19 protein-coding genes and 2 tRNA genes are annotated in these 21,702 nt (G+C 61.0%); 10 read left to right on the top strand and 11 right to left on the bottom strand.

Annotated elements, in window-relative coordinates; all coding sequences use genetic code 11:
• The first annotated feature begins 28 nt into the window (after nt 1-28).
• Nucleotides 29-799, top strand: coding sequence for an imidazole glycerol phosphate synthase subunit HisF (gene hisF, locus CABTHER_RS10075; protein WP_014100537.1), 771 nt, complete (start codon nt 29-31; stop codon nt 797-799).
• On the opposite strand, the gene cofG is transcribed toward hisF, so the two are convergent.
• The gene (gene cofG, locus CABTHER_RS10080) at nt 760-1,938 is read right to left on the bottom strand and encodes a 7,8-didemethyl-8-hydroxy-5-deazariboflavin synthase subunit CofG (protein ID WP_212770235.1); all 1,179 of its coding nucleotides are present in this window, start codon (nt 1,936-1,938) and stop codon (nt 760-762) included. The genes hisF and cofG overlap by 40 nt on opposite strands.
• Nucleotides 1,939-2,002: 64 nt before the next feature.
• Here cofG and hflX point away from each other — a divergent pair, with 64 nt between their 5' ends.
• From hflX to CABTHER_RS10105, 5 genes are all read left to right on the top strand, one after another.
• Nucleotides 2,003-3,724: a GTPase HflX gene (hflX, locus tag CABTHER_RS10085; protein WP_014100539.1), complete on the top strand. Its 1,722-nt coding sequence runs from the start codon at nt 2,003-2,005 to the stop codon at nt 3,722-3,724.
• Between the two features lie 187 nt (nt 3,725-3,911).
• Nucleotides 3,912-6,899 (top strand): outer membrane protein assembly factor BamA, encoded by a 2,988-nt coding sequence (gene bamA, locus CABTHER_RS10090; RefSeq protein WP_014100540.1) that lies wholly within the window; start codon nt 3,912-3,914, stop codon nt 6,897-6,899.
• A 61-nt stretch (nt 6,900-6,960) separates the two neighbouring features.
• Nucleotides 6,961-7,557: an OmpH family outer membrane protein gene (locus CABTHER_RS10095; protein ID WP_014100541.1), complete on the top strand. Its 597-nt coding sequence runs from the start codon at nt 6,961-6,963 to the stop codon at nt 7,555-7,557.
• A gap of 13 nt (nt 7,558-7,570) precedes the next feature.
• Nucleotides 7,571-7,644 (top strand) — tRNA-Arg (locus tag CABTHER_RS10100).
• A 140-nt stretch (nt 7,645-7,784) separates the two neighbouring features.
• Nucleotides 7,785-9,170, top strand: a complete 1,386-nt coding sequence (locus tag CABTHER_RS10105) for a M24 family metallopeptidase (protein ID WP_014100542.1) — start codon at nt 7,785-7,787, stop codon at nt 9,168-9,170.
• Here the strand turns inward: CABTHER_RS10105 and CABTHER_RS10110 are convergent.
• The 6 genes from CABTHER_RS10110 to CABTHER_RS10135 all read right to left on the bottom strand — a co-directional run bounded on the left by CABTHER_RS10110 (nt 9,156) and on the right by CABTHER_RS10135 (nt 14,354).
• On the bottom strand, nt 9,156-9,470 hold the full coding sequence (locus tag CABTHER_RS10110; protein ID WP_014100543.1) for a DUF3592 domain-containing protein: 315 nt from the start codon (nt 9,468-9,470) through the stop codon (nt 9,156-9,158). The two genes, CABTHER_RS10105 and CABTHER_RS10110, sit on opposite strands and share 15 nt — an antisense overlap.
• A 19-nt stretch (nt 9,471-9,489) precedes the next feature.
• Nucleotides 9,490-10,182: a hypothetical protein gene (locus tag CABTHER_RS10115; RefSeq protein ID WP_187288372.1), complete on the bottom strand. Its 693-nt coding sequence runs from the start codon at nt 10,180-10,182 to the stop codon at nt 9,490-9,492.
• A gap of 97 nt (nt 10,183-10,279) precedes the next feature.
• Nucleotides 10,280-11,017 carry a CDP-alcohol phosphatidyltransferase family protein gene (locus CABTHER_RS10120; RefSeq protein ID WP_014100545.1) on the bottom strand — a complete coding sequence of 246 codons (738 nt, stop codon included), beginning with the start codon at nt 11,015-11,017 and terminating at the stop codon, nt 10,280-10,282.
• A gap of 128 nt (nt 11,018-11,145) precedes the next feature.
• Nucleotides 11,146-13,347 (bottom strand): SF1B family DNA helicase RecD2, encoded by a 2,202-nt coding sequence (gene recD2 / locus CABTHER_RS10125; protein ID WP_014100547.1) that lies wholly within the window; start codon nt 13,345-13,347, stop codon nt 11,146-11,148.
• Nucleotides 13,347-13,658 (bottom strand): Rieske (2Fe-2S) protein, encoded by a 312-nt coding sequence (locus CABTHER_RS10130; RefSeq protein WP_014100548.1) that lies wholly within the window; start codon nt 13,656-13,658, stop codon nt 13,347-13,349. Before CABTHER_RS10130 ends, recD2 begins: the two co-directional genes overlap by 1 nt.
• Nucleotides 13,659-13,778: 120 nt before the next feature.
• Entirely contained in the window at nt 13,779-14,354 is a 576-nt protein-coding gene (locus CABTHER_RS10135) for a type II secretion system protein (RefSeq protein WP_081464841.1), read from the bottom strand.
• 394 nt (nt 14,355-14,748) lie between these two features.
• Between CABTHER_RS10135 and CABTHER_RS10140 the strand changes: the two genes are divergently transcribed.
• From CABTHER_RS10140 to aroE, 3 genes are read left to right on the top strand one after another with little or no spacing between them, the layout of a single operon-like run.
• On the top strand, nt 14,749-15,360 hold the full coding sequence (locus CABTHER_RS10140) for a hypothetical protein (RefSeq protein ID WP_014100550.1): 612 nt from the start codon (nt 14,749-14,751) through the stop codon (nt 15,358-15,360).
• Nucleotides 15,361-15,400: 40 nt separating this feature from the next.
• Nucleotides 15,401-15,835 carry a thiol-disulfide oxidoreductase DCC family protein gene (locus CABTHER_RS10145; protein WP_014100551.1) on the top strand — a complete coding sequence of 145 codons (435 nt, stop codon included), beginning with the start codon at nt 15,401-15,403 and terminating at the stop codon, nt 15,833-15,835.
• Nucleotides 15,836-15,849: 14 nt separating this feature from the next.
• Nucleotides 15,850-17,394 carry a shikimate dehydrogenase gene (gene aroE / locus CABTHER_RS10150; protein WP_014100552.1) on the top strand — a complete coding sequence of 515 codons (1,545 nt, stop codon included), beginning with the start codon at nt 15,850-15,852 and terminating at the stop codon, nt 17,392-17,394.
• Here aroE and CABTHER_RS15960 read toward each other — a convergent pair.
• The 4 genes from CABTHER_RS15960 to speA all read right to left on the bottom strand — a co-directional run bounded on the left by CABTHER_RS15960 (nt 17,378) and on the right by speA (nt 21,362).
• Nucleotides 17,378-17,866 carry a GNAT family N-acetyltransferase gene (locus CABTHER_RS15960; RefSeq protein WP_187288373.1) on the bottom strand — a complete coding sequence of 163 codons (489 nt, stop codon included), beginning with the start codon at nt 17,864-17,866 and terminating at the stop codon, nt 17,378-17,380. The two genes, aroE and CABTHER_RS15960, sit on opposite strands and share 17 nt — an antisense overlap.
• Before the next feature lie 5 nt (nt 17,867-17,871).
• Nucleotides 17,872-18,258, bottom strand: a complete 387-nt coding sequence (locus tag CABTHER_RS10160; RefSeq protein WP_014100554.1) for a 6-carboxytetrahydropterin synthase — start codon at nt 18,256-18,258, stop codon at nt 17,872-17,874.
• Nucleotides 18,259-18,316: 58 nt separating this feature from the next.
• Complete coding sequence (locus CABTHER_RS10165; RefSeq protein WP_014100555.1) at nt 18,317-19,354, bottom strand: deoxyhypusine synthase family protein; 1,038 nt, start codon at nt 19,352-19,354, stop codon at nt 18,317-18,319.
• A 118-nt stretch (nt 19,355-19,472) separates the two neighbouring features.
• Nucleotides 19,473-21,362, bottom strand: coding sequence for a biosynthetic arginine decarboxylase (gene speA, locus CABTHER_RS10170; RefSeq protein ID WP_014100556.1), 1,890 nt, complete (start codon nt 21,360-21,362; stop codon nt 19,473-19,475).
• A 244-nt stretch (nt 21,363-21,606) separates the two neighbouring features.
• Between speA and CABTHER_RS10175 the strand changes: the two genes are divergently transcribed.
• Nucleotides 21,607-21,689, top strand: a tRNA-Leu gene (locus CABTHER_RS10175).
• Nucleotides 21,690-21,702 lie beyond the last annotated feature (13 nt).

A 21,702-nucleotide genomic window follows, 5' to 3' on the forward strand; every position in this document is an offset into this window, starting at 1 on the left:
TCCAAAGCCAAGGACCTGAAACATCACGATGCTGGCCAAGCGCATCATTCCCTGCCTCGATGTCAACGCCGGGCGCGTTGTCAAAGGCGTCCGCTTTCTTGACCTCGTGGACGCCGGCGACCCTGTTGCCCAAGCGCGGCGCTACGATGCCGAAGGCGCGGACGAACTCGTTTTTCTCGACATCACCGCCTCATCCGACCGCCGGGCGATTGTCACCCAGATGGTACGCGCCGTGGCTGATGCCGTGTTCATTCCCTTCACGGTCGGCGGCGGCATCCGTACCGTGGACGACATGCGCGCCATTCTCCTCGCCGGCGCCGACAAGATTTCCATCAACACGGCCGCCGTCCAGCAACCACAGCTCATTGCCGAAGGCGCGCTGAAATTCGGCAGCCAGTGCATCGTCGTCGCCATTGATGCCCGGCGCATCCCGGAGACAAACCCGCCACGCTGGGAAGTCTTTCTGCACGGCGGACGTACTCCGACGGGCAAAGACGCCATTGCCTGGGCCATCGAAGCCGAACGGCTGGGCGCCGGCGAAATCCTGCTGACCAGTATGGACCGCGACGGCACACAGGACGGCTACGATCTCGAACTCACCGCGCAGGTGGCCGCCGCGGTGTCCATTCCGGTCATTGCTTCAGGCGGCGTGGGGACGCTTGAACACCTGCATGCCGGTTTGACCGTCGGCGGGGCCAGCGCTGCGCTGGCCGCTTCCATTTTTCACTTCGGGCAGCACACCATCGCCGAAGCCAAAGCCTACCTGCGCGCACGCGGGGTGTGCGTCCGGCAGGTTTGAAATCCGGGCGCGCCAACTGCCGGAACCGGCGCAATTGCACCCAAGGCATCCAGTTCCGCCTGTTTGGAGCGCACGAGGTCATAAACAGCCGTATCCAGCCAGGCACGGGTTTGAAACCGGGGATACACCGCCAGACGCGGACGCAGTACAAAACCCCACGCCGCCAGTTCGGCCGCATAGCGCGCCGGAGCCAGCCAGGGGGCATCCGGGTTGATCTGGTCCGGTTCCGGCGAAATACCGCCCAGGTCACGCGCTCCGGCCAGCACCAGTTCCCGACGGTCGGCAGCCTCTGGCACGAGGTTGGGCGGAATCTGGATCACCACGTCCGACGGCAGTATGGCGCGCGCCAACCGTACGACGGCGGCCAGCGTTGGAACGTCCGGCCCCGTCCAATCCGCCATGGCCGTTCCCGGATGGGGAACGAACGGCTGAAGGATGACCTCCTGAATGTGTCCGTACTGGTGATGCAGTTCGGCAATCGCCTCCAGCGAGGCTTCGCGGTCGGCCGGTGTTTCACCGATGCCGATGAGCAGACCCGTCGTAAACGGCACCTGCGCCCGTCCGGCCGCAGCCAGTGTCGCCAGCCGCAGGTGGGGTGCCTTTCCTGGCGCATGCTGATGGGCTGGCTGCCGGAGAAGCTCCCGGCTGGTTGTTTCCAGCATCATGCCCATCGAAACACAAACCGGGCGCAGACGGCGGAATTCTTCCTCTGTCTGATTGCCGATGTTGATGTGCGGCAGCAAACCCTGTTCGAGCGCCAGCCGGCACACGGCGGCCAGATAGTCGTGGTAGTCCCGGAAACCCCAGGCAGCCAATGTTGCCCGCAGGCGCGGAAAGACCATGACGCCTTCGCCGCTCATAATAAGCACTTCATGACAACCAGCCTGTTTTCCGCGAACAAAACAGCTCGCCGCTTCTTCGAGGGAAGCCAGCGGTGTCGGGCGCGCGAAAGCGCAGTAGCCACAGGCAAAAAGACAACTGTAGGTGGGAATGAACGTCAGGCTGTGCGAGCAGGTGACGACTTCCAGCCGGTGCGGTTCCGAACCGGAGGCTTCCCAACCTGCGCCGGTGCCTTCCAGGCCTGTGGGCTGGGAACCGCCCCGTTGCATCTTTTCCGGGCGTGCGTATGCTGAAACCAAGTCAACCATCCTGCCGTTGGCGTGCCGGACCATAGCGGGTCACGCAATGGCTGAAATGTGAGGGATGCCTATTTCCAAGGTCGAAGGTAACACACAAGGTCTCAAATCCAGTCAGGTCAAGCGGCTCGAACGCCTGCTTGCGCGCCGGGTTCCGCCACGGGACATCATCACTCCGGAGTTGGCGCGGCAGATGACGGAACTTTCGGCTGAAATCCGGCGGCAGGTCGGCGTGCTCATCAGCCGGCACGGACAGGTTGAATGTGTCATGGTCGGCGACGCTGGCGGCATCGTCATTCCCGATCTCAAGCGGGTGCGCGTTGGGCAGGGGCGTTTTCGCGGGTTGCGGTGTCTGCACACGCAGCTTTCCGGGCCGGGGCTGACCCGCGACGACCTCAACGACCTGGCATTGCTGCGTCTCGATCTCATGGGCGTCATCAGCGTCGGCGACAACGGCCTGCCAAACTGGATTCACGCCGCCCATCTTCTCCCCGCCACCGATGCTGTCACGGACGATACAGCAGAACCTTGGGCCTACTTGGACAAAGTGCATCCGAGTCAGCTCCAGGTGGATTTCCTCGACCTTATCGAATATCTCGAAGCTGAGTTTGCCCGCACCCGGCGGCTGCGGGACGCGCGTGACCTGCGGGACCGCGCCATGCTGGTTGTGGTCACAACCGGGGCACTGGCAGACGCCGAAGCCTCCATGGAAGAACTCGTCGAACTGGCGGAATCGTGCGATTTGGTCGTGGTGGACAAACTCATCCAGCGGCGACGCGAACTTGACCCCAAAACCCTGCTTGGCAAAGGCAAGTTGCAGGAAGTCATCATCCGCAGCCTCCAGCATGCGGCCGATGTCCTGCTCTTTGACCAGGACTTGTCCCCGGCGCAGGTACGGACCATCGAAGCGGCAACCGACCTGAAGATTCTCGACCGCACCCAGCTCATTCTGGACATCTTCGCCCAGCGCGCCCGCAGCCGCGAAGGGAAAGTTCAGGTCGAACTGGCGCAGCTCAAATACCTGTTGCCGCGTCTGGCCGGACACGGGGCGGATATGTCCCGACTGGCTGGCGGCATCGGCGCCCGTGGGCCCGGCGAGACGAAACTCGAAGTGGACCGCCGCCGGGCCCGCGACCGGATTGCCGACCTGGAAAAACTCATCACGAGCCTGCGCAGCCAACGCCAGACACGCCGTGCGCAACGTGACCGGCAGCAGTTGCCAGTGGTTTCCATCGTCGGCTACACCAACGCCGGAAAGTCCACCCTGCTCAACACGTTGACCTCCAGTGAGGTCGTGGCCGAGCGCCGCATGTTTGCCACCCTCGACCCCACAAGCCGCCGGCTCCGCCTGCCGCGCGACCGCGACATCATTATCAACGATACCGTCGGGTTCATCCGGGACCTGCCACCCACGCTGATGGCAGCTTTCAAGGCGACGCTCGAAGAAATCGAAACTTCCGATTTGCTCCTGCACCTGGTGGACATTGCTGCTCCCGACTACGAACGGCGCATCGCCGCCGTGGAGGACATCCTGGCGCAACTGGGGCTTTCGCACCTGCCACGCCAACTTGTCTTCAACAAGGCGGATCTCCTTCCGGCCGAGCAGGTCGCAGCGCTCTGCGTCCGCCATCAGGCAATTGCCATCGTGGCTTACGACCGGGCAACGCTGCCGCCGCTATTGCAATCCATAGATGCCTGGCTTTCTTCACCTGGCAACCGGGAAGCAGGCGTGGGCGCCGGATATGCCCCCTGGGAACCGGTTGGCAACGCCAGCGTGCTTGTTTCCTGAAGCACGTTCCCGACGGGTACTTTTGCCCTCAAGCCGGTGGCTGCCTGCTGCCCAGGCCTGAAACGTCGTCAAACGCCACAAAATGACTTTTCTTGATTGCACCTATGATTCAGCTATGATGCGCGCCTTGTTGCGCGATTCCTACCTTTGCTGGGCGATGTGACTTTCTTTTATCGTGTTACGTTTCATGTTCCGGTCTTTTCCATCATCCGTTTTTCCTCTTCACGCCGCCTGGGCCGTCCTGACCCTGGCGGCCTGGCTGTTCTGTGGGGTGGTGATGACCACGCCGGTCATGGCCCAGGGAGGACTCCAGGCCGATGCCATGCAGGACCCCCTCCAGCCGCAACTCATTGAAGACGTGCAGTTCCGGGGCAACCGCCGGATTCCTACTGACACCCTGCGCCTGTACGTCACCATGAAACCGGGCGACCTCTACAGCGCCGAGCAGGCCCAGCGCGACTACCAGGCCGTTCTCGCCCAGGGCTTTTTTGACCCCCTGCGCAGCAATATCACCCTCGAACCGGGCAATACAGGCGGCGTCATCGTCGTCTTCAACCTGACCGAATATCCGGTCATCCGGGACATTCAGTACGAAGGATTGAAGTCCATTCAGCTCAGCGATGTGCTGACCCGCTACAAAGAAAAGCGCATCTCGCTTACCAAGGACTCCCCCTACGATCCCGTCCAGGTCAAGCGGGCAGAAGCCGAACTCAAGACCATGCTCAGCGAACGTGGCCGCCCCAATGCCATCGTGACGGCCGAAATCGAGGACGTATCGAAGACCTCCATCATCATCATCTTCAATGTGGACGAAGGCGCGCGCGTCCGGGTCGCCAAAATTGACTTCGAGGGCAATCAGGTCTTTTCGAGCCGCACGCTCCGCAAGCAGATGAAATACACCAAACCGTCCGGCTTTCTCACCCGCTTCACCTCCAAGGATGTCTATTCACCGGAGAAGTTCGAGACGGACATGCAGTTGGTGGCGCAGTTCCTGCGTGAAAAGGGCTACCTGCGCCCGACGATTGGCAAGCCTCGCATCGAGAACATCGGCAAGGTCGGCGGCGGCATCCCGCTTATCAGCAAAAAGTCCGACGGACTGCGGATTGTCGTCCCGATTGACGAGGGCATCCGCTACCGGTTTGGGGAGATCACCACGGAAGGTTCAACCATTTTCACACCCGAACAGGTGCTGCTCATTTCAGGGATGCGCAAGGGCGACATCGCCAGCGCCAAAACCATCCGGGAAGGCGTCTATGAGCGCCTCAAAAAGGCCTATGGCAGCCGGGGTTACATTCAGGCGGATGTCAACGTCCAGCCCACCTTCAAGCCACCCGCCCCCGGAGAATCCGAAGGCGTCGCGGATTTCACCATTTTCATCGAGGAAGGTTCGGTCTATACCATCGAGCAGATCGAGTTTTCCGGCAACAACACGACCCGCGACAAGGTGCTGCGGCGCGAGCTGCTCGTCAGCGAAGGTGAGCCGTACAATCAGGAACTGATGGAGTATTCCATCCTGCTGCTCAACCAGCTTGGCTACTTCGACGAAATCAAAAAGGAAGACATCCAGACGACGACCGACGAACGCCGCAAGACGGTCAACGTCGTCATCAAGGTCAAGGAACGTGGACGCCAGCAGATTCAGTTTTCTGGCGGTGTTTCCGGCATTGGCGGCTCGTTCATCGGCCTGACCTACACGACAAACAACCTGTTTGGCTACGGACAGAGCGTTGCGGTGGACATCCAGGCCGGAAACCTCTTTCGCAACATCGCCCTGTCGTACAGCGATCCCTACTTCCTTGACCGCCGGATTGGGTTTGGCGTTTCGGTCTTCAGTCAGCGTTTCCGTTATGCCAGCGGCATCAGCGGCGCGGCCATTGCCAGCGGCTTTTTCAACAGCTTCACCGGACTGGACGAGCGAAACCTCTTTACTCAGGACACCACCGGGGCTTCGCTATCGCTTTCCGCTCCGCTGGCCGTACTCACCAACCGGTTTCCCAAGTTCAGCCGCGTCTCGCGGATTGGCGTCAGCTACAGCTACAGCCGCTCACGCATTACCGATCCGCCGGTCAACCGTGACAACAACCCCGACAACGACATCATCGTGACCTTCGCGCAGCCGGGCATTACGATCAGTTCCCTGACGCCCTCGTTCGTCTATAACACGGTCAACAATCCCATCAACCCGACGAGCGGGCGTAACTTCACCCTCAGTTTCACCTGGTCGGGACTGGGCGGACGGGTCAAGAACCTGTCCCCGGTGCTGGAATACCGTGAATTTCGCCCCTTCCGTTTTCTGGGTCAGGGCATTGAAAAACCGGCTGTGCTGGGCATGCGCTTCCGCGCCGCCCACGTGAGCGCCTACGGCACGCCCTTTGACAGCAACTCGCTGGCCTTCATTGGCGGCGTTCCCCAGTTCAACCGCTTCTATACGGGCGGCGAGTTCGAGATTCGCGGCTACGGGATTCGTACGATTTCACCGGTTGCCCCCATTGAGGACCGCCGGACAACGACGGACGTCCGGGTCGTGGATGCTCTGACCGGACAGGTGCTGCAACCGGGCCTGCAGGTCAGCCCGACGGTCATTCAGGAATACACCTACACGGACAAGCTCTTTCCGCTTCCGCCTGGCTCTTTCCAATTCATTCCGGTTGGCGGCGACTCCCAGTTGTTGCTGAACCTTGAGTATCGCATCCCTATTGTCGGGCCGCTTTCGGTAGCCCTATTTGCCGATGGCGGCTCGGTGTTCAACCTCCGCTCCCTGAGCGATCAGAGCATCCGCGCGCGGGCGCTGCCGGCTACGCTGGGTTCGACGCCCGATTCACCCGTGCCGGGCCCCATCATTCTGCGCCCGGACGGCACCCGCCTTGACGGCACCCGTCCCAACGATCCCAATCCCAGCGGCCCCCTGCCGGATGGCTTTCGGGTGGCGTTCGTTCAGGCCCAGCAGGCTTCCCGGACGCAGGTCAACCTGAGCCAGACGCTGGGCGGCATCGGGCGCAACTTCCGCGCCTCGCTTGGAGCCGAGTTGCAGGTCAACCTGCCGGTGTTACAGGTACCCTTCCGCCTGATTTTTGCCTATAACCCCGGCGCGAAAACCAACGTCTTTGACCCACGCCAGCTTGGTATCATTGAAGAACGTGGTGTCATCCGCTTTACTGTCGGGCGAACGTTCTAGGGTGGCGTGGTTTGCTTCCGTGCCGACCTTCCTGGTTACTGTTTTGTGAAGGATACAGCTTATGCCCCTGTTTGCATGTCTTGCGTTGAGCCTCCTGCCTCCGGTTGGCGGAAGCCTGCCGGTGTCCCCCGCCATCACAACTGAACCACCTGCACCACAGGCGGCCCCGGCTCCGCCCCGCATTGCGGTCGTCAACACCCAGGCGTTTGGTGAACTCATCAACGAATACCGGCAGCAGGTCGTGACACTCCAGACCGAGTTTCGCCCGACACTGGATGCCATCCAACGCTTAGGGGCCGAGATTCAGGCCGAAGAAGACGCGCTTCAGCGTCTGGCCGACCAGCTTGCGCCCGATGTGCGCCTCAAACGCACCGATGACCTCGAACGCAAGAAAAAGGACTTCAAACGGCGGCAGGAAGACCTCAACGAAGCCGTCGAAAAGCGGGCCGCGATTTTGCTCAATCCCGTCCGCGAAAAGATTTCCAAGGCGCTCGAAGCCTATGCCAAGGAGCGTGGCATTCACATTCTGCTCGACGTTGTCACGGCGGCCGAAGCCGGAGGACTCGTCTATCTCGCGCCCGGCATGGACATTACCGAAGACTTTGCTGCCCGCTATAATCAGAACAACCCGGTCACGAAGCCGGCAGCTTCCCGCTAGTCAATGGTTTTGTGCGCCCATAGCTCAGTTGGATAGAGCAACTGCCTTCTAAGCAGTAGGTCGTAGGTTCGAGTCCTACTGGGCGCACTGCATCCGCTTCAACCAGTCCCGGCCGGCACCGGAGAACCGTCGCCGGACCCAACCAGAGAAAGCCATTGGGCAGGCTTTCCTGTCCGGTCAGGCTGCGGGACGGGCCGCAACCTCACGCTCATAGCCAACCACCTCCCATGTCACGCCGGCTCGCTGCTTTTCTGCTTGGCTTTTGGTTGTTTGGCGCGTGGCCGCTGCCCCAGGCGGCCCTCCTTCCCACGGACCTTCCCAAGTCCGTGCCCATGCTGGCCGAGCAACCGCTGGCTGACTTCCAGGCGCGGCGGGCGCGCCTGCGGGCGCAGTTGAAGGACGGGATCGTGCTTGTTCCCGGACGGATCGAAACCTCACTGGGCGTGAGTGAGAAATTTTTTCAGGACGAAAACTTTTTCTACCTCACCGGCGTGGAAGCGCCGGGCGCAACGCTGCTGCTCACTCCGGTTCCCTACCAGGGCGCGCAGGAAATCCTGTTTCTTCCGCGCCGCGACCCGCAGATGGAACGCTGGACGGGCCCCCAGCCGGGACCGGATCAGGAAGCCGAGCAACGCTTTGGCATGGAAAAAGCCCTGCCGACCGATACGCTCTCCCAAGTGTTACGGGAAATTGGGGCCGCACTCCCGGACGGCAGCAAAATTTACCTCATCGCCAACCCGCAGGAGACGCAAGAACGGGCCGTCCGCACACTGCTGGAGCTGGTGCAGCAAACTGTCCCGGCACTTCCCATCACTGATGCCCGCTCGGCCGTCAATCTCATGCGCATGTGCAAGACACCGGCTGAGGTGGACCTGCTGAGGAAAGCCATCCGCATCACCGGCGCGGCCTTCCGTGATATTCCCAGACACCTGACGGTCGGATGCTACGAGTATGAAATCGAGGCCGTCGTTCTGGCCGCCTTCTACCGTAACGGTGCGGAGCGGCCGGGCTACCCCTGCATTATCGGGAGCGGGCAGAATGCCACCATCCTGCACTACAACCGCAACCGGGACCAGATTCGGGATGGTGATCTCGTGGTCGTGGATGTCGGCGCACAGTACCGGGGCTATACGGCTGACATCACACGTACCTTTCCGGCCAACGGCAGGTTCAGCCGGCGGCAGCGCGAACTCTACGAACTCGTCCTGGCAGCGCAGGAAGCGGCGGTCAAAGCCTTTGTACCCGGCAAAAGCCGGATGAGTGACCTGACCAGGGCCGCCCGGGAGGCGATGCGTTCCAGCCCGCTGCGTGCCGGCAACAACCTGACCCTGGACAACTTTTTCATCCACGGGCTGGGGCACTTCATCGGCCTCAACGTTCACGACGTGGGCGACTACGGGCAGCCACTCCCGCCGGGGAGCGTCATCACCATTGAGCCGGGGGTTTACATTCCGGCCGAACGCATCGGCATCCGCATCGAAGATGACTACCTCGTGACGGAGACCGGACTGGTCAAGCTTTCCGGCGACATTCCTTCGCGCCCGGAAGCCATTGAGCGGGCCCTGCGCCAGGCGCACCGGCTGCCCCGTCAGCGGGATTCAGTCAAGGATTGAGTTCGATGGCCGGCGGCGGTCATACCGGATGCTGACGCGCTGCCCCGGCCAGTAGCGGTATTCTCTCCCGGCTGTATCCACCACGTCAAACGACTCGTACTCGACACTGGCCACTTCGTACCGGTAGCGTACCAACGTGCCCTGGCCTGCCGGGCGGATGTCGAGCACCTCACCTTCAATGATGCGACCAGACTGACGTAACCAGCGTCGCCGGGCGGCCTCCGGGTCTTCCCGGCCCAACAGACGCTGCCACCAGCTCCGCCAGCGGCTCAGCGTGCCTTGGGAACGTACTTCCGCCATGGCCAACCATCCGGTGCGGCTAGTTCTCAGAGTCCGGGGTTGCCGGGACGAAGACTCCGTCCCGAAGCACCAGGTCATCCGCCGTGCCAAACTCGCCATCCGCCCCCGCCGAGACAATGCTGTACTGGGTCAGCAGCGGTGTGGTCAGCGGACTGGTCGCCGCCAATGCACCCGTGGGCTGGTAGCGCAGCTTCTTGCCCCACGCATCCGTCACCAGGTTGGGTGCCAACCCTGCCGTCCGCAGTTCCTGAAGCTGAGGCGAGGGCAGTGCCCCCCGCTGCTTCTGGTAGGCCTGAATCGCCAGGGCAAGTTCGAGCATCCGCGCCCGGCTGGCGGCGCGGGCACGTTCCTGCTCGTCAGCATACCACCGCGCAGCCCGGTAGCCGCCATACACCAGCAGCGCCGGCAGCACCAGACTGGACAACACCACGCCAGCCTGTGCCCAGCGCAGACCGCCGAAGTGCGCCGGTTCGCGCCGCGCCCGGCGGGAGGCCCTCAGACTCACATAGGCACCGAGCAGCGCCGGGACAATGAGCCAGGGGGTAAAGAAACTTCCCAGCCCCAGAATGGCACAGGCGAGGCCGCACACTGCCTCTCCCACCCGTGGCAGGGCGACAATTTCATCCGTCTGTGGCGCGGCGATGGCGCGCGCGCCGCAGACACAACCAGCCTGTAAGTCTTGATGTTTCCGACCACAGCAAGGACATACCATCGTTGCCGGTTTCCTCCTCCGTCGCTCCGGGCCGGGATGCGGTTTTGTTTTCATCTGGCGTCTTTCGCCCTCCGCATAACTCGCGTTAAAGCGCCTGCTAGGTAGCCCGGTACCAGGAGGGCGCCTGTTTTTTGGCCAGTGCCGGTTCCCATACCCCATCCTGTTCCGGCGCGGCCGGTGTGGTCGGCTCAGCCGGGGGCGTGTCGCCAGTCATGTCCAGTCGCCGGGCTTCCAGATAGGTGTGGTACATCCGGTGCACGACCGTCCAGTGGGACAACACGGCCAGCACCCACAGCACCGCCCGCATTTTGTGCAGGAACGGGTTGTCTTCCGGGCCGATTTCAGTCAGCGAGCCGATGATGATGAGCACCACCCGTTCCGGGCGCTCCAGAAAGCCGACCTTGCACTGCTGGATGAGATTTTCCGCCCGCGCGCGGGTGTAGCTGACCAACACCGAACCCAGCAGCGCAATGCCCGCGAGTGTGACGTAGAGCGTACTGTGCTGGGGCGTATTCCGCGCATAGAACACCATGATGCCGATCAGGACGATGACATCCGAGTAGCGGTCGAGCACCGAATCAAAGAAGCCGCCAAACCGTGTCACCCGTCCGGTGAGCCGCGCCACCCGTCCATCGAGCATGTCGAACAGATTGGCCACGATCATCACCAGTCCGGCAATGAAGAAGTGACCCCATCCATAAAGGACAGCACAGCCGATGTTGATGAGCAGCCCGATGAAGGTCAGCGTATTCGGGTTGGGAAAGATTCGGGCAAGGTAGCGAACCAGTGTATCCAGAACCTTTGTGCCAGCACTGCCAATGCGTTCACTGAGCATGAAGCCGCTGGAAACCTTTCTCCGCCAGGGTGACTGTCCGTTTGACCCGTAAACGATTGAAAATGACAATCCAGCCTATGTTGCCCCCAACCTGGCTGTCAAGAAACGGGCTGACCGAATCACGGGCCCTACCGGATGGGTTCACGCAGCGCCTCCGCCAGCCAGGTGTAGCGTCGGGCGGCTTCCACCTGCCGCACGGCCAAGCCAATGGCACGGGTTGTTCCCAGCAGCACCGCCGTCCGTTTGGCGCGCGTCAGCGCCGTGTAGAGCAGGTTGCGGCTCAGCACCGGAAACGCCTGCGTATGCAGCACAATCACCACCGCCGGATACTCCGACCCCTGGCTTTTGTGGACGGAAAGGGCAAAGCCGTGGCTGAGTTCGTTGACATCCGCCCAATCATAAGTGACGCACCGCCCGTCGTAATTCACGGTCAGGGTTTGATCCTCAAGCTGGATGTCCACGATGCGCCCGATGTCGCCGTTGAAGACTTCGCGGGTGTAGTTGTTGACACGCTGCACGACCTTATCCCCGACCCGGAAGCGGCGTCCCAGACGCTCGATTTCAGGCTGCCCCGGACGCAGCGGATTGAGCGCCTGCTGTAAGCGCCGGTTGAGTTCGACGGCACCGATCTCCCCCCGGTTCATGGGCGTCAACACCTGGATGTCGTTCACCGGGTCGTACCCAAAACGCCGGGACAGACTCGCCACAACCTGTTCGAGTCGCGCCTGGATGTCTGCCGGGGTGTCGGCCGCCACGAAATAGCAGTCGGTGGTTGTCCGGCCATCCGGTCGGATGAGCCGGGGAAACTGCCCTGCCCGAATCCGGTGGGCATTCTGGATGATGGCGCTCCCCTCGGCCTGGCGAAACACCTGGGTCAGACGGCAGACCGGCACGACTCCGGCGGCAATGATGTCCCCCAGCACCCGGCCCGGGCCGACGGAAGGCAACTGGTCCACATCCCCCACGAGCAGCAGCCGGCCCCGCGCCGGCATGGCCTTGAGCAGCGCCGCAGCCAGTGGGGCGTCGAGCATCGAGGCTTCGTCCACGATGACGGCATCCGTGTCGAGTGGGTAATCGCTGTCGTGGGTGAAGCGTCCCCGGGCCGGATCGTAGGCCAGCAGCCGATGCAGGGTACGCGCCTCGACGCCGGTCACTTCGGAAAGCCGCTGGGCAGCGCGTCCGGTCGGTGTCGCCAGCTCAACCCGCAGCCCAAGCCAGCGGAACAAACCAACGATGGCCCGCAACGTCGTTGTCTTGCCACAGCCGGGGCCGCCCGTAACCACTGCCACGCGCTGCGTTGCCGCCGTCAGCACGGCCTGCTGCTGCTCCGGCGACAGTTGCAGCGACTCCCTGGCCGCGTAGGCGTCCAGCCACTGCCGCGCCGGTGCTTCCAGTTGGGTCAGGGGACGCAGGGTGAGACCACGCAGCAGCCGCGCAATATGCTGCTCGGCATAAAACAGGTACGGCAGGTGATAACTCGCTTCCAGCACGTTAGGCGGCGCGGGCGGACGGGCCACCAGTTCGGCCTCGGCGGTCAGAGTTGCCAAGACAGCGTGCAGGCGCTCGGCATCAGTCACGCCCAGAAGCGTTTGCAGGGAGGCGAGCAGCCGGCTTTCTGGCAGAAAACAGTGCCCCTGGTCGGCGGCTTCCTGAAGCACGTGGAGGCAGGCCGCCCGCAGACGCATTTCCGCATCCGGCGCTATGCCCAGATTGGCCGCAATCGCGTCGGCGGTTTTGAAACCCACCCCGTAGATGTCCCGCGCAAGCTGGTAGGGATTTTCGATGACGGTCTGAATCGCACGGGCCCCATACTGCCTGTATATCTTGGCGGCATAGTGGGTGGAGACGCCATGCGACTGCAAAAACAGCATCACGTCTTTGATAGCGCGCTGTGCTTCCCAGGCCTGTGCAATCAGCTCAACGCGCTTGCGGCCGATGCCGGGCACTTCGCTCAGGCGGTGGATGTCCGTCTCGATGATCTGCAATGTGGCTTCCCGGAAGTGGGCAACGATGCGCCGGGCCGTGACAGGGCCGATCCCTTTGATGAGACCGGAACCCAGGTATTTCTCGATGCCGGCCAGCGTTGCCGGCTGGGTGACTTCGTGCTGGGTAGCTTTGAATTGCGGGCCGTGCGTGGGATGGGTCGTCCAGAACCCGGACAAACGGAGCGTCGCCCCTGGCGACAGTGCCGGGAAGTACCCGACCACCGTTACGGCCTCACGCTCACCGTTCACCCGGAGGCGCAACACCGTGTAGCCTGTTTCCGGGTTGGTATAAGTCACACGCTCGACGGCACCAACGAGAACCGAAGGCGGCCGGGAGTTGTTCATCACGGGAGATCAACCCAGACGTCGCCCTGTTCAACCGTCGCAGGAAAGGTCATCAGCCTTTTGGGTGCCAGCGGGTTGCTGGTGCATTCACCCGTCGCCACATCAAATGACCAGTGATGCCACGGACAGGTCACTTCCGTCCCGATGAGCACCCCTTCGTGCAAGGACGCCCCCATGTGCGGACACCCTGCCTCACTGGCATGAATGCGGCCGTTGCAGTTGTAAATGACCACCTTGTGCGACGCTAACGCAAACAGACGCATCTGCCCCGGACGTACCTCGGTCAGTGCGGCAACTTTGACACGCGGCATGGATGAACTCCCTGACAAACCCCAAAAACGACAACGCCCCGGTTGCCCGAGACGTTGTTGAACAGGCATTTCCCAAAGCGGGATAAGCCGTACCACCTACCATAACCAGTTGACCTTCAACTAGTTGCAGGCAGAATCGGGACAGATGCGGTCAGGCGGAACAGCAGGATAAAAGATGAAAATCAGACGCTTGTCGCCGGGAATTTCCTGCCCCTGACCATAGTCATTCCAGAGCGAAGCATTGTTGGTAATGTTGCCGTCCGCCGGCGCATTGCGCAACCCGGAGTAGCACAACCCAATGTAACGCGCGCCTGGCGCAATGGGGCTGTTGTGAACCTGGTAGTCAATATACCAAGTCGGCTGCTGCGAAGGATTGGAAAAGCCAAACCAAGGCATGCCCGAATCCCGCTCCCACTTGACAGGGTCCCCACCCGGTGCTTCGTAGAACATGCCATCCTTTGGGTAGCGCCCCCGGTTGGTCTGGGCAAATATCTCCAGCGATGACCCAATCGTGCGGGCCGTCTGTTGAAACCAACCACGCCGGGCGGTTTCCCGCGCCTTGACAAAGTTAGGCACGGCAATCGCCGTGATAATCCCCAAGATGAAAACGACCATGATGAGTTCAATCATCGAGAACCCACGTTGCGTACGATAAGGCGTCTGACGACGAAGCTCCAGCGAAAAGGTGCTCGACATGCCTTCACTTCTCCTTCACCAAGAAACCGGAAGCGGCAGCAGGCATCTCGCCTGACCATACCCAATGGGAGCAGAGTTGCCTTGAGTTGAACGTTGGCACAATGTGATTTCTGCAAACTTCGATCCAAAATGATGAAAACGGCTCCCTCCGGGAGCTTGGCGCATCTGCAACAAAAGACCTTAAATCTTTGGTCAAGAAAAGCTTGCGCCGGAGGTGACACATCGTGGGCGGGAAACGGAAGCGCCGGGAAAGAGCCAGACCGTGGTTTTCCGGTGACGGATTTTTGTTACCACATTGTGGAAAGCTGACACGTTTTGTCAGCTTTCCCGGTCATGCTTCAGGGAAGGAAGACACGCCAGTGGAGGTCTTGCCCTCTCCCGCCAAGACGCTGCTATGAGATGTCCGCGCTGTTTTTACGAAGTGCCGGTGGATGCTGACCAGTGCCCGAAGTGCAAGCTGGCGACACCCAAAGTGCAGCAGCCTGGCGTCAGCACCGGTCTGGCCGGCAAATACGCGGCACTCCAAGTCAAGGCAAAAACAGCCGCTGGCAAGACCGCCAGGCTCACCAAGGGCAAGACTGGCACTCTGGCACAGGAAGAAGCCAAGCCAGGACTTCCCCTCAACCGCTGGCAGCTCATCGCCTTGCTTGGTGGCGTGCTGATCCTCTTCGGACTGCTCGGTTACGGAGTCAGTGAATACCGCTTCTGGCACACGCCCGCCCCGACAGAACAACTCGGTGCGCTTCACCTTGTCGAGCGGGCACCGGCCAGCGGAGGCGGAAACATTGGCGAAGCCATCACCGCCTACCTGACCCGTCTCGTCGAAGAAAAAAAAGTTGAGCAGGTGGAAGGGTGGGAGGTCGAGTGCCAGGGTATGAAGTGCCGGGTGACGTACACCATCAAACTCGTCAACCAGAAGGAGCCACAGGTAGCCATCTGGGAAGTGGATCTCGAAAACCGGAAAATATCGCCTCAAAATGGCTGGGCCATTGATTTGACCAGGTAAGTTCACCACTGATTTCACTTCACACCCAAAGATGCCATCCATGCCAACCTCCTCCCCCACCAAACCACGCCAGGTCCTGCTCTACGACGGGCTGTGCGGCTTCTGCAACTGGGCCGTCAGGTTCGTCATTACCCATGACACCCAAGGGACGATGTACTTTGCCCCCCTCCAGAGTGAATATGGCAACCAAGTCATCGCCTGCCACCCGTGGCTGGCCACGGTGGACTCGGTGGTGCTCGTCGAAACCACGGATGACGGCATTGAACAGGTTTTCGTCCGCTCGACGGCTGCGCTGCGGATTGCCGCCTACCTTGGCGGATGGTGGCGCTGGTTGACGCTGGGCTATGTCCTGCCCGGATTTCTTCGGGACTGGCTCTACGATGCCTTTGCCCGTATGCGCTACCGGCTGTTCGGGCGGTATGAGACCTGCCTTGTTCCTTCGCCGGACATCCGCGCGCGTTTTCTCCAGGTGTAACCGTAAGTTCTCCTGTGATTTGCACCCCAATTGCCGCCTCAACCCCGGATGACCTGCTGGCGGCCCTGCCGGTGGCGGCCGCGGCGGCGGACTGGCTGGAGCTGCGCCTTGATGCCCTGCACAACCTTTCGGTCGAGGCCGTGCTCCGGGCGCTTCACCACGTCCTGCCCCGTCGTCCCCGGCCGGTCGTGGTCACCTTTCGCCCCCGCGAACAGGGTGGCTTTCGGGACCTCTCCCACGCCGACCGCCTGCGGTTCTGGCACAGCGCCCTGACGACGCCGGCCGAGGCCTTCGACCTTGAAACCGATCTCATCGCGCAGCTTCTGCCGACTTATCCGCCCGACCATCCGGTGTGGGCGCGGGTCGTGGTTTCCCATCACGACTTTCAGGCGACACCGGCCGACATCCACGCCTTTGCTCTGGCGCACTTCCCGCCTCATGCCGGCACGGTCAAACTGGCGGTCAAGGTCAACCAACCGGATGACGTATGTCGCCTGTTTGACTGGCTGACCGGGACACCTTCGGCAACACCTTCCACCTGGCAGAAAATCCCGGTCGGAATGGGCGGGCTGGGCGTTCTGACGCGCATTCTCGGCCCGGCTTACGGCGCGCGCTGGACTTACAGCACGGGCCACGATGGCCGGGCCGTGGCTCCGGGACAACTCACCGCCACCGAACTCCGCGAAACCTTCCGTCTGTCCTCCCTCGACCGCCACACCATTGTGGCCGGACTTCTGGGCTGCCCCGTTGCGCACTCCCTTTCCAAAGACCTGCACAATGCCGCCTTTGCCCACCTTGGACTCAACTGGGTTTACATCCCCGTTGAAGTCTCCCCGGACGACCTCGCGCCGTTTTTACGCGACGCCATTCACCCCCGCACCCGGCGTCTTCCCTGGACGGTTGGGGGCTACAGCGTCACCCTGCCCCACAAGGTCGCCATCCTCCCTTACCTTGACCGGCTCACGGCAACGGCGGCGCGTGTCGGCGCGGTCAACACCATTCTGGTTTCCGGGCAGGAACTCATCGGCGACAACACCGATGTCGCCGGAGCAATGCGTCCGTTGCAGCAGCGATTTGCCGTGGAAGGAGAGCCGGTGGCCGTTCTGGGCGCGGGTGGTGCGGCCCAGGCGGTCGTCTGCGGACTCGTCGCGGCCGGTGCCCAAGTCACCGTGTTTGCCCGCCATCCCGCCCGTGCACAGGACCTTGGCGCCCGGTTTGACGTCCCCATTGTACCGTTGGACGATTTCCACGGACGGCGGTTTGTGGGACTCGTCAACACTACCCCGGTCGGTATGGCCGGTTATGCCGAAGGTGCCTGCCCAGTGCCTCCAGAACGGCTGGAAGGGCTGGCCTGGGTCTATGACCTCATCTACCGCCCACGGCACACAGCGCTTTTGCAGGCTGCCAGCCAGCAGGGTATAGCCACGCTCGACGGGCTTCCCATGCTCATCGCACAGGCCGCCGAACAACTCGCCCGCTGGACAGGCCGGGACGTTCCCGAAACCATCCTCTTTGCTGCCGCCGAACGGGCGCTCCACAGCGTCAGGCCAGCGCCTTGACCATCTTGAGGGCATCATCGCCATCGGCGTAATAGCGTGCCAGACGCTGGGTCACGCTGTATCCGGCGTTGGTATAGAGCTGGCAGGCAGCAACATTTGTGGCGTGAACTTCAAGGTGGACAATCGTTATGCCACGGCGCCGGAACCCACGCTCGGCGGCTTCCAGCAGGCGGCGTGCATGTCCCTGGCGACGTGCTTCCGGCGCAACGCCGACGGCAATGATGTGTCCGCTGCCCAACAATTGCCCCCGGCCACGTCCCAGCGAAGCGTCGCGGTCCACCAGCCCGACCAGAAAGCCCACCATGCGACGCTGTCCGTCCAACGCCTTGTAGGAAACCGAATCCGGCGAATCGAGCAGGACGCGGAATGTCGCCAGATCGTAGGTCTCACGTTCAGGAAAACACCGGCGGTTGAGTTCCCAACAGGCATAGGCGTCCAGCAGGTTCAGGGGCAGGACATCCACCGTTTCCATGGCCATCAAGCCAGCCCATAGGCAGCCATGGTGGTGGGCGTTTCCCAGGCGCGCACGAGTGTCACCTGATAGTGCGGCGTGTTGATGCGCTTGGCGACCTGGTGAAACACGAAAGCGGCAATGTTTTCCGTCGAAGGGTTAAGTTCCCGGTCAAAAGGCGGCAGTTCGTTGAGGTGCTTGTGGTCAAGGTAGTGCATGACTTCCTCAGTTGCTTCGCGGACCGCCCGAAAGTCAACCAGGATATGGTTCCCGTCCAGTTTTTCCCCCCGGACAAACACCTGAATCCGCCAGTTGTGGCCGTGTACGGATTCGCCCTGTCCCCGGTAGTGGCGCAGGGCATGGGCGGCCGAGAATTGGGTTTCGACCATCACCTCGTAAAAATGCCTGTTCATAGCCGGTTCCGAAGCGGACAGCGCCCCCTGTGTTGTAGCTCCATTGGGCGTCGGCATCCTACGTGGTGATCATCACCAGATCGCGCCCCAGCGTGAAGGTCGGCTTTCGCCGGGCCTTGATCTGGCGGGTGGCACTCTGCGTCAGCGCCGTCACCAGCATCGGGAGGGCAATCGTGGGATCACAGTAGGTCGTCACGCTCCGTAGTTCTTTTGCCGCCCGACTCCAGTTGTCAGCATCCTCAACCGGATGCCACATAGCACCGCCCTCCAGTGTCACCTGCACGACGTACTTCAGCGGTCGCAAACGGGCATTGACAACCGTCCCGGTGGCCTGGGCCTGGCGTACGAAGTCACTACACAGACTTGACCCAAAGTACAGTCCGCCGACATTGGTGGAACCCAACAGAATGTGAGCCATCTCGACCACATCCTGAATGACATCGAACAGAAACGGCGACTTGCGGTCAATCCGCCCGGCAGCAATGCCGCGCACCAGCGGCGAGGTCGTCACGCCGGGACAAAACACCGGAATGCGTGCCTTGTACGCCGCGGTCAAAATCCCATCTTCGTTGGCTATCTCGGCCAGTTCGTGGCCGAGGAGGTTCAAAAACTCGCGGGTAGGGTAGGGCCGCGTCAGGTCCTGCATGTTGACGAAGCTGCGCAGCCACTCGTCAGCTTCCCGCACTTCTTCTTCGCTCAACAGCGTGTCGTACAGCCGGGCAATCCCATGCGACTGAAGCTCACTTTGGGCCGTCAGCGGTGAACCCTGGTAGTGCTGGCGTCCGAGTGATTCATGCACGTCGTGAAAAACCGTCAGCCCGTCGGTGATGATTACGTCCACATACCGGTTGCGAATCAGCCAGGCAAGCAGCCGCCGCATTCCGGCCGGAATCAGCGGGCCACTCACCCCCAGCACAATCGTGCAGGTGTCATCGAGCATGTTGAGCCAGATGTTGTGGGCAATGGCCAGATTGCGGGCCTGAAAAGAAGTCGCCTCAAACTTCGCCAACAGCCCGGCCACGCTTCGGTCACGGTCAATTTCGATGGGGTCGGTTGGGCGTTTCAGATACGGCGATGCTTTCGCTTTCTTGCTCATGATCTCTTGTTTCGTATGCCAGAGCGTGGGTTCGGCGCGCCAGCTTCTCAACATCAATACAGGCCAAAACCATCACCACCGCCGGAGCCACTCGACAAAGCCGAGGCGCGCTTTCGGTTCAGCTCAGATAGGTATAGCAGGACACATAGCTTTCATACTGCCGGCATAACTCGTTGGCGCGTTCCGCCGACAGCCGCCCACGTTTGACCTGCTCCGCTGCCAGTTCGCCAAAGCCCTCCTGGAGTGCTGACTGCTCATAACGCGCCGTCTCCACGGCTTCACCCAGGGTCCCTCCCGGAACAACCTTCGTAATGAGGTAGCCTTCATCTTCAATCACAATGTGCGCCTCGTTGAGTGGCCCAAACAGGTTGTGGCCACTTCCCATCACTTCCTGATAGGCCCCGACGAGAAACACGCCCAGAAAATACGGCTCTCCTTTGAAGGGATGGAGTTCGAGTGTTTCCTTGATGTCTTTCAGGTCCACAAACTTGTCAATTACGCCGTCCGAATCACAGGTGATGTCCACCAGGGTCGCCAACTCCGTCGGGGTCTTGTCCAGTTTGTGGAGTGGCATAATCGGAAACAGTTGATTGATGGCCCAGCTATCGGGAAGCGAACGGAAGATGGAAAAGTTACACAGATACTTTGCGGCCAACATCTGCCGCAGTTCTTCATATTCTTCCATCATGCTCTTGTCATTCTGGGCATACTTGGCCGTCCGTTCGCAAACCTCCCAGAAAAGAATTTCTCCTTTGGCCCGGTCTTCGAGGGAAATCAAGCCCAGATTGAACAGTGTGTAGAGTTCATCCTTGTGCTCGATGGCATCGTGGTAATACTCGGCATAGTTTTTCGAGTTGATGCCCATGCACAGGTCCTTGAGTTCGACGATGACCTGGGGATCATTGTCATCCACCTTGACGGCTTCGTACTCCCCCACCACCGTTTCGATTTCCGCCCGGATATTGGCCACAAGCACGGCGTGGTAGGAGGTCAGCATCCGCCCGGACTCCGTAATGATGTTTGGTTCCGGTACGTCCTCGTCCTCGCAGACGCTTTTGATGGTATAAACCACATCATTGGCAAATTCCTGGACGGTATAGTTGGCCGAGGATTCTGAACTCGTCCGGCTGCCGTCATAGTCCACACCAAGTCCGCCACCGACATCCAGATAGTCAATGTCAATCTTCATGGCCCGAATCTTGGCATAGACCCGTGCAGCTTCCTTGATGGCGTTCTTGACTCGCTTGATGCTCGTGATCTGGGAGCCGATGTGAAAGTGGAGCAGACGGAGCGAATCCACCATTTCATGCTCGCGCAGCACACGGATAACTTCCAGGATTTCGCTTGTCGTCAAACCAAATTTGGCTGATTCACCACCAGATTTTTCCCACCGGCCGCTCCCTTTCGAGTAGAGCTTGACGCGAATCCCAAGCAGTGGAGAAACACCTATTTCCCGCGCCAACTGGATGACCATTTCCAGTTCGCCGATCTTCTCGATGACAATGACGACATTTTTCCCCAGTTCCGTCCCCAGCAACGCCATGCGGATGTAACTTTCATCCTTGAATCCGTTGCAAATCATCAGGGAATCGGCTGATTGCTCGTTGGCCAGCGCCGCATAGAGTTCCGGCTTGCTGCCGACCTCGATTCCGAAGTCATAGCGCCGGCCGGCACGCAAAAACTCCTCGACAACTTCCCGCCGGGGATTGACCTTCATCGGAAACACGCCGTAGTACCGCCCCTTGTAGTCGAACTCACGGATGGCACTCCGAAAGGCCCCGGTCAATTTTTTCATCTGGTTGACAAGAATTTGTGGAAAACGCAGGAGCAGAGGGGCATGAATACGACGACGCTGAAGGTCTTCCAGGATTTCCATCAGGTCAGCCCCACGGCGGTCATACTCGCTGGGATGCACGACCAGATGGCCTTTTTTGTTGATGCTGAAGTACCCGGCGCCCCAGTTTTCAATACCATAGGTCTGTGCGACCTCCTCGAGCTTTGCTTTCATCACCTGCCCTCGTGCCTGGAATTACGTCTGTAGATAACGACGTAAACAAGCCCGTGAATGTAGCAAACACAGCGTGTAGCGTCAAAAAAAAGTCCATCCCGGCCAATCGCGCTCAAAGCCAGCCATTTCAAGGACATAGCCGTTCTTTTCGGCCCTTCTGCCGGGGCGGCTGCGCACGTGGCTCCCGGCGTGTCTTTACATTCTACAGGCCGGCTGACTATACTCGTGCGCTGCTTTTTCGGCTGCCGGAGTGGTGGAATGGTAGACGCGCCGGACTCAAAATCCGGTGGGGGCAACCCCGTGAGAGTTCGAGTCTCTCCTCCGGCACTGTTTTCCCGCC

It is taken from the genome of Chloracidobacterium thermophilum B (genome assembly GCF_000226295.1).
GTDB lineage: Bacteria > Acidobacteriota > Blastocatellia > Chloracidobacteriales > Chloracidobacteriaceae > Chloracidobacterium > Chloracidobacterium thermophilum.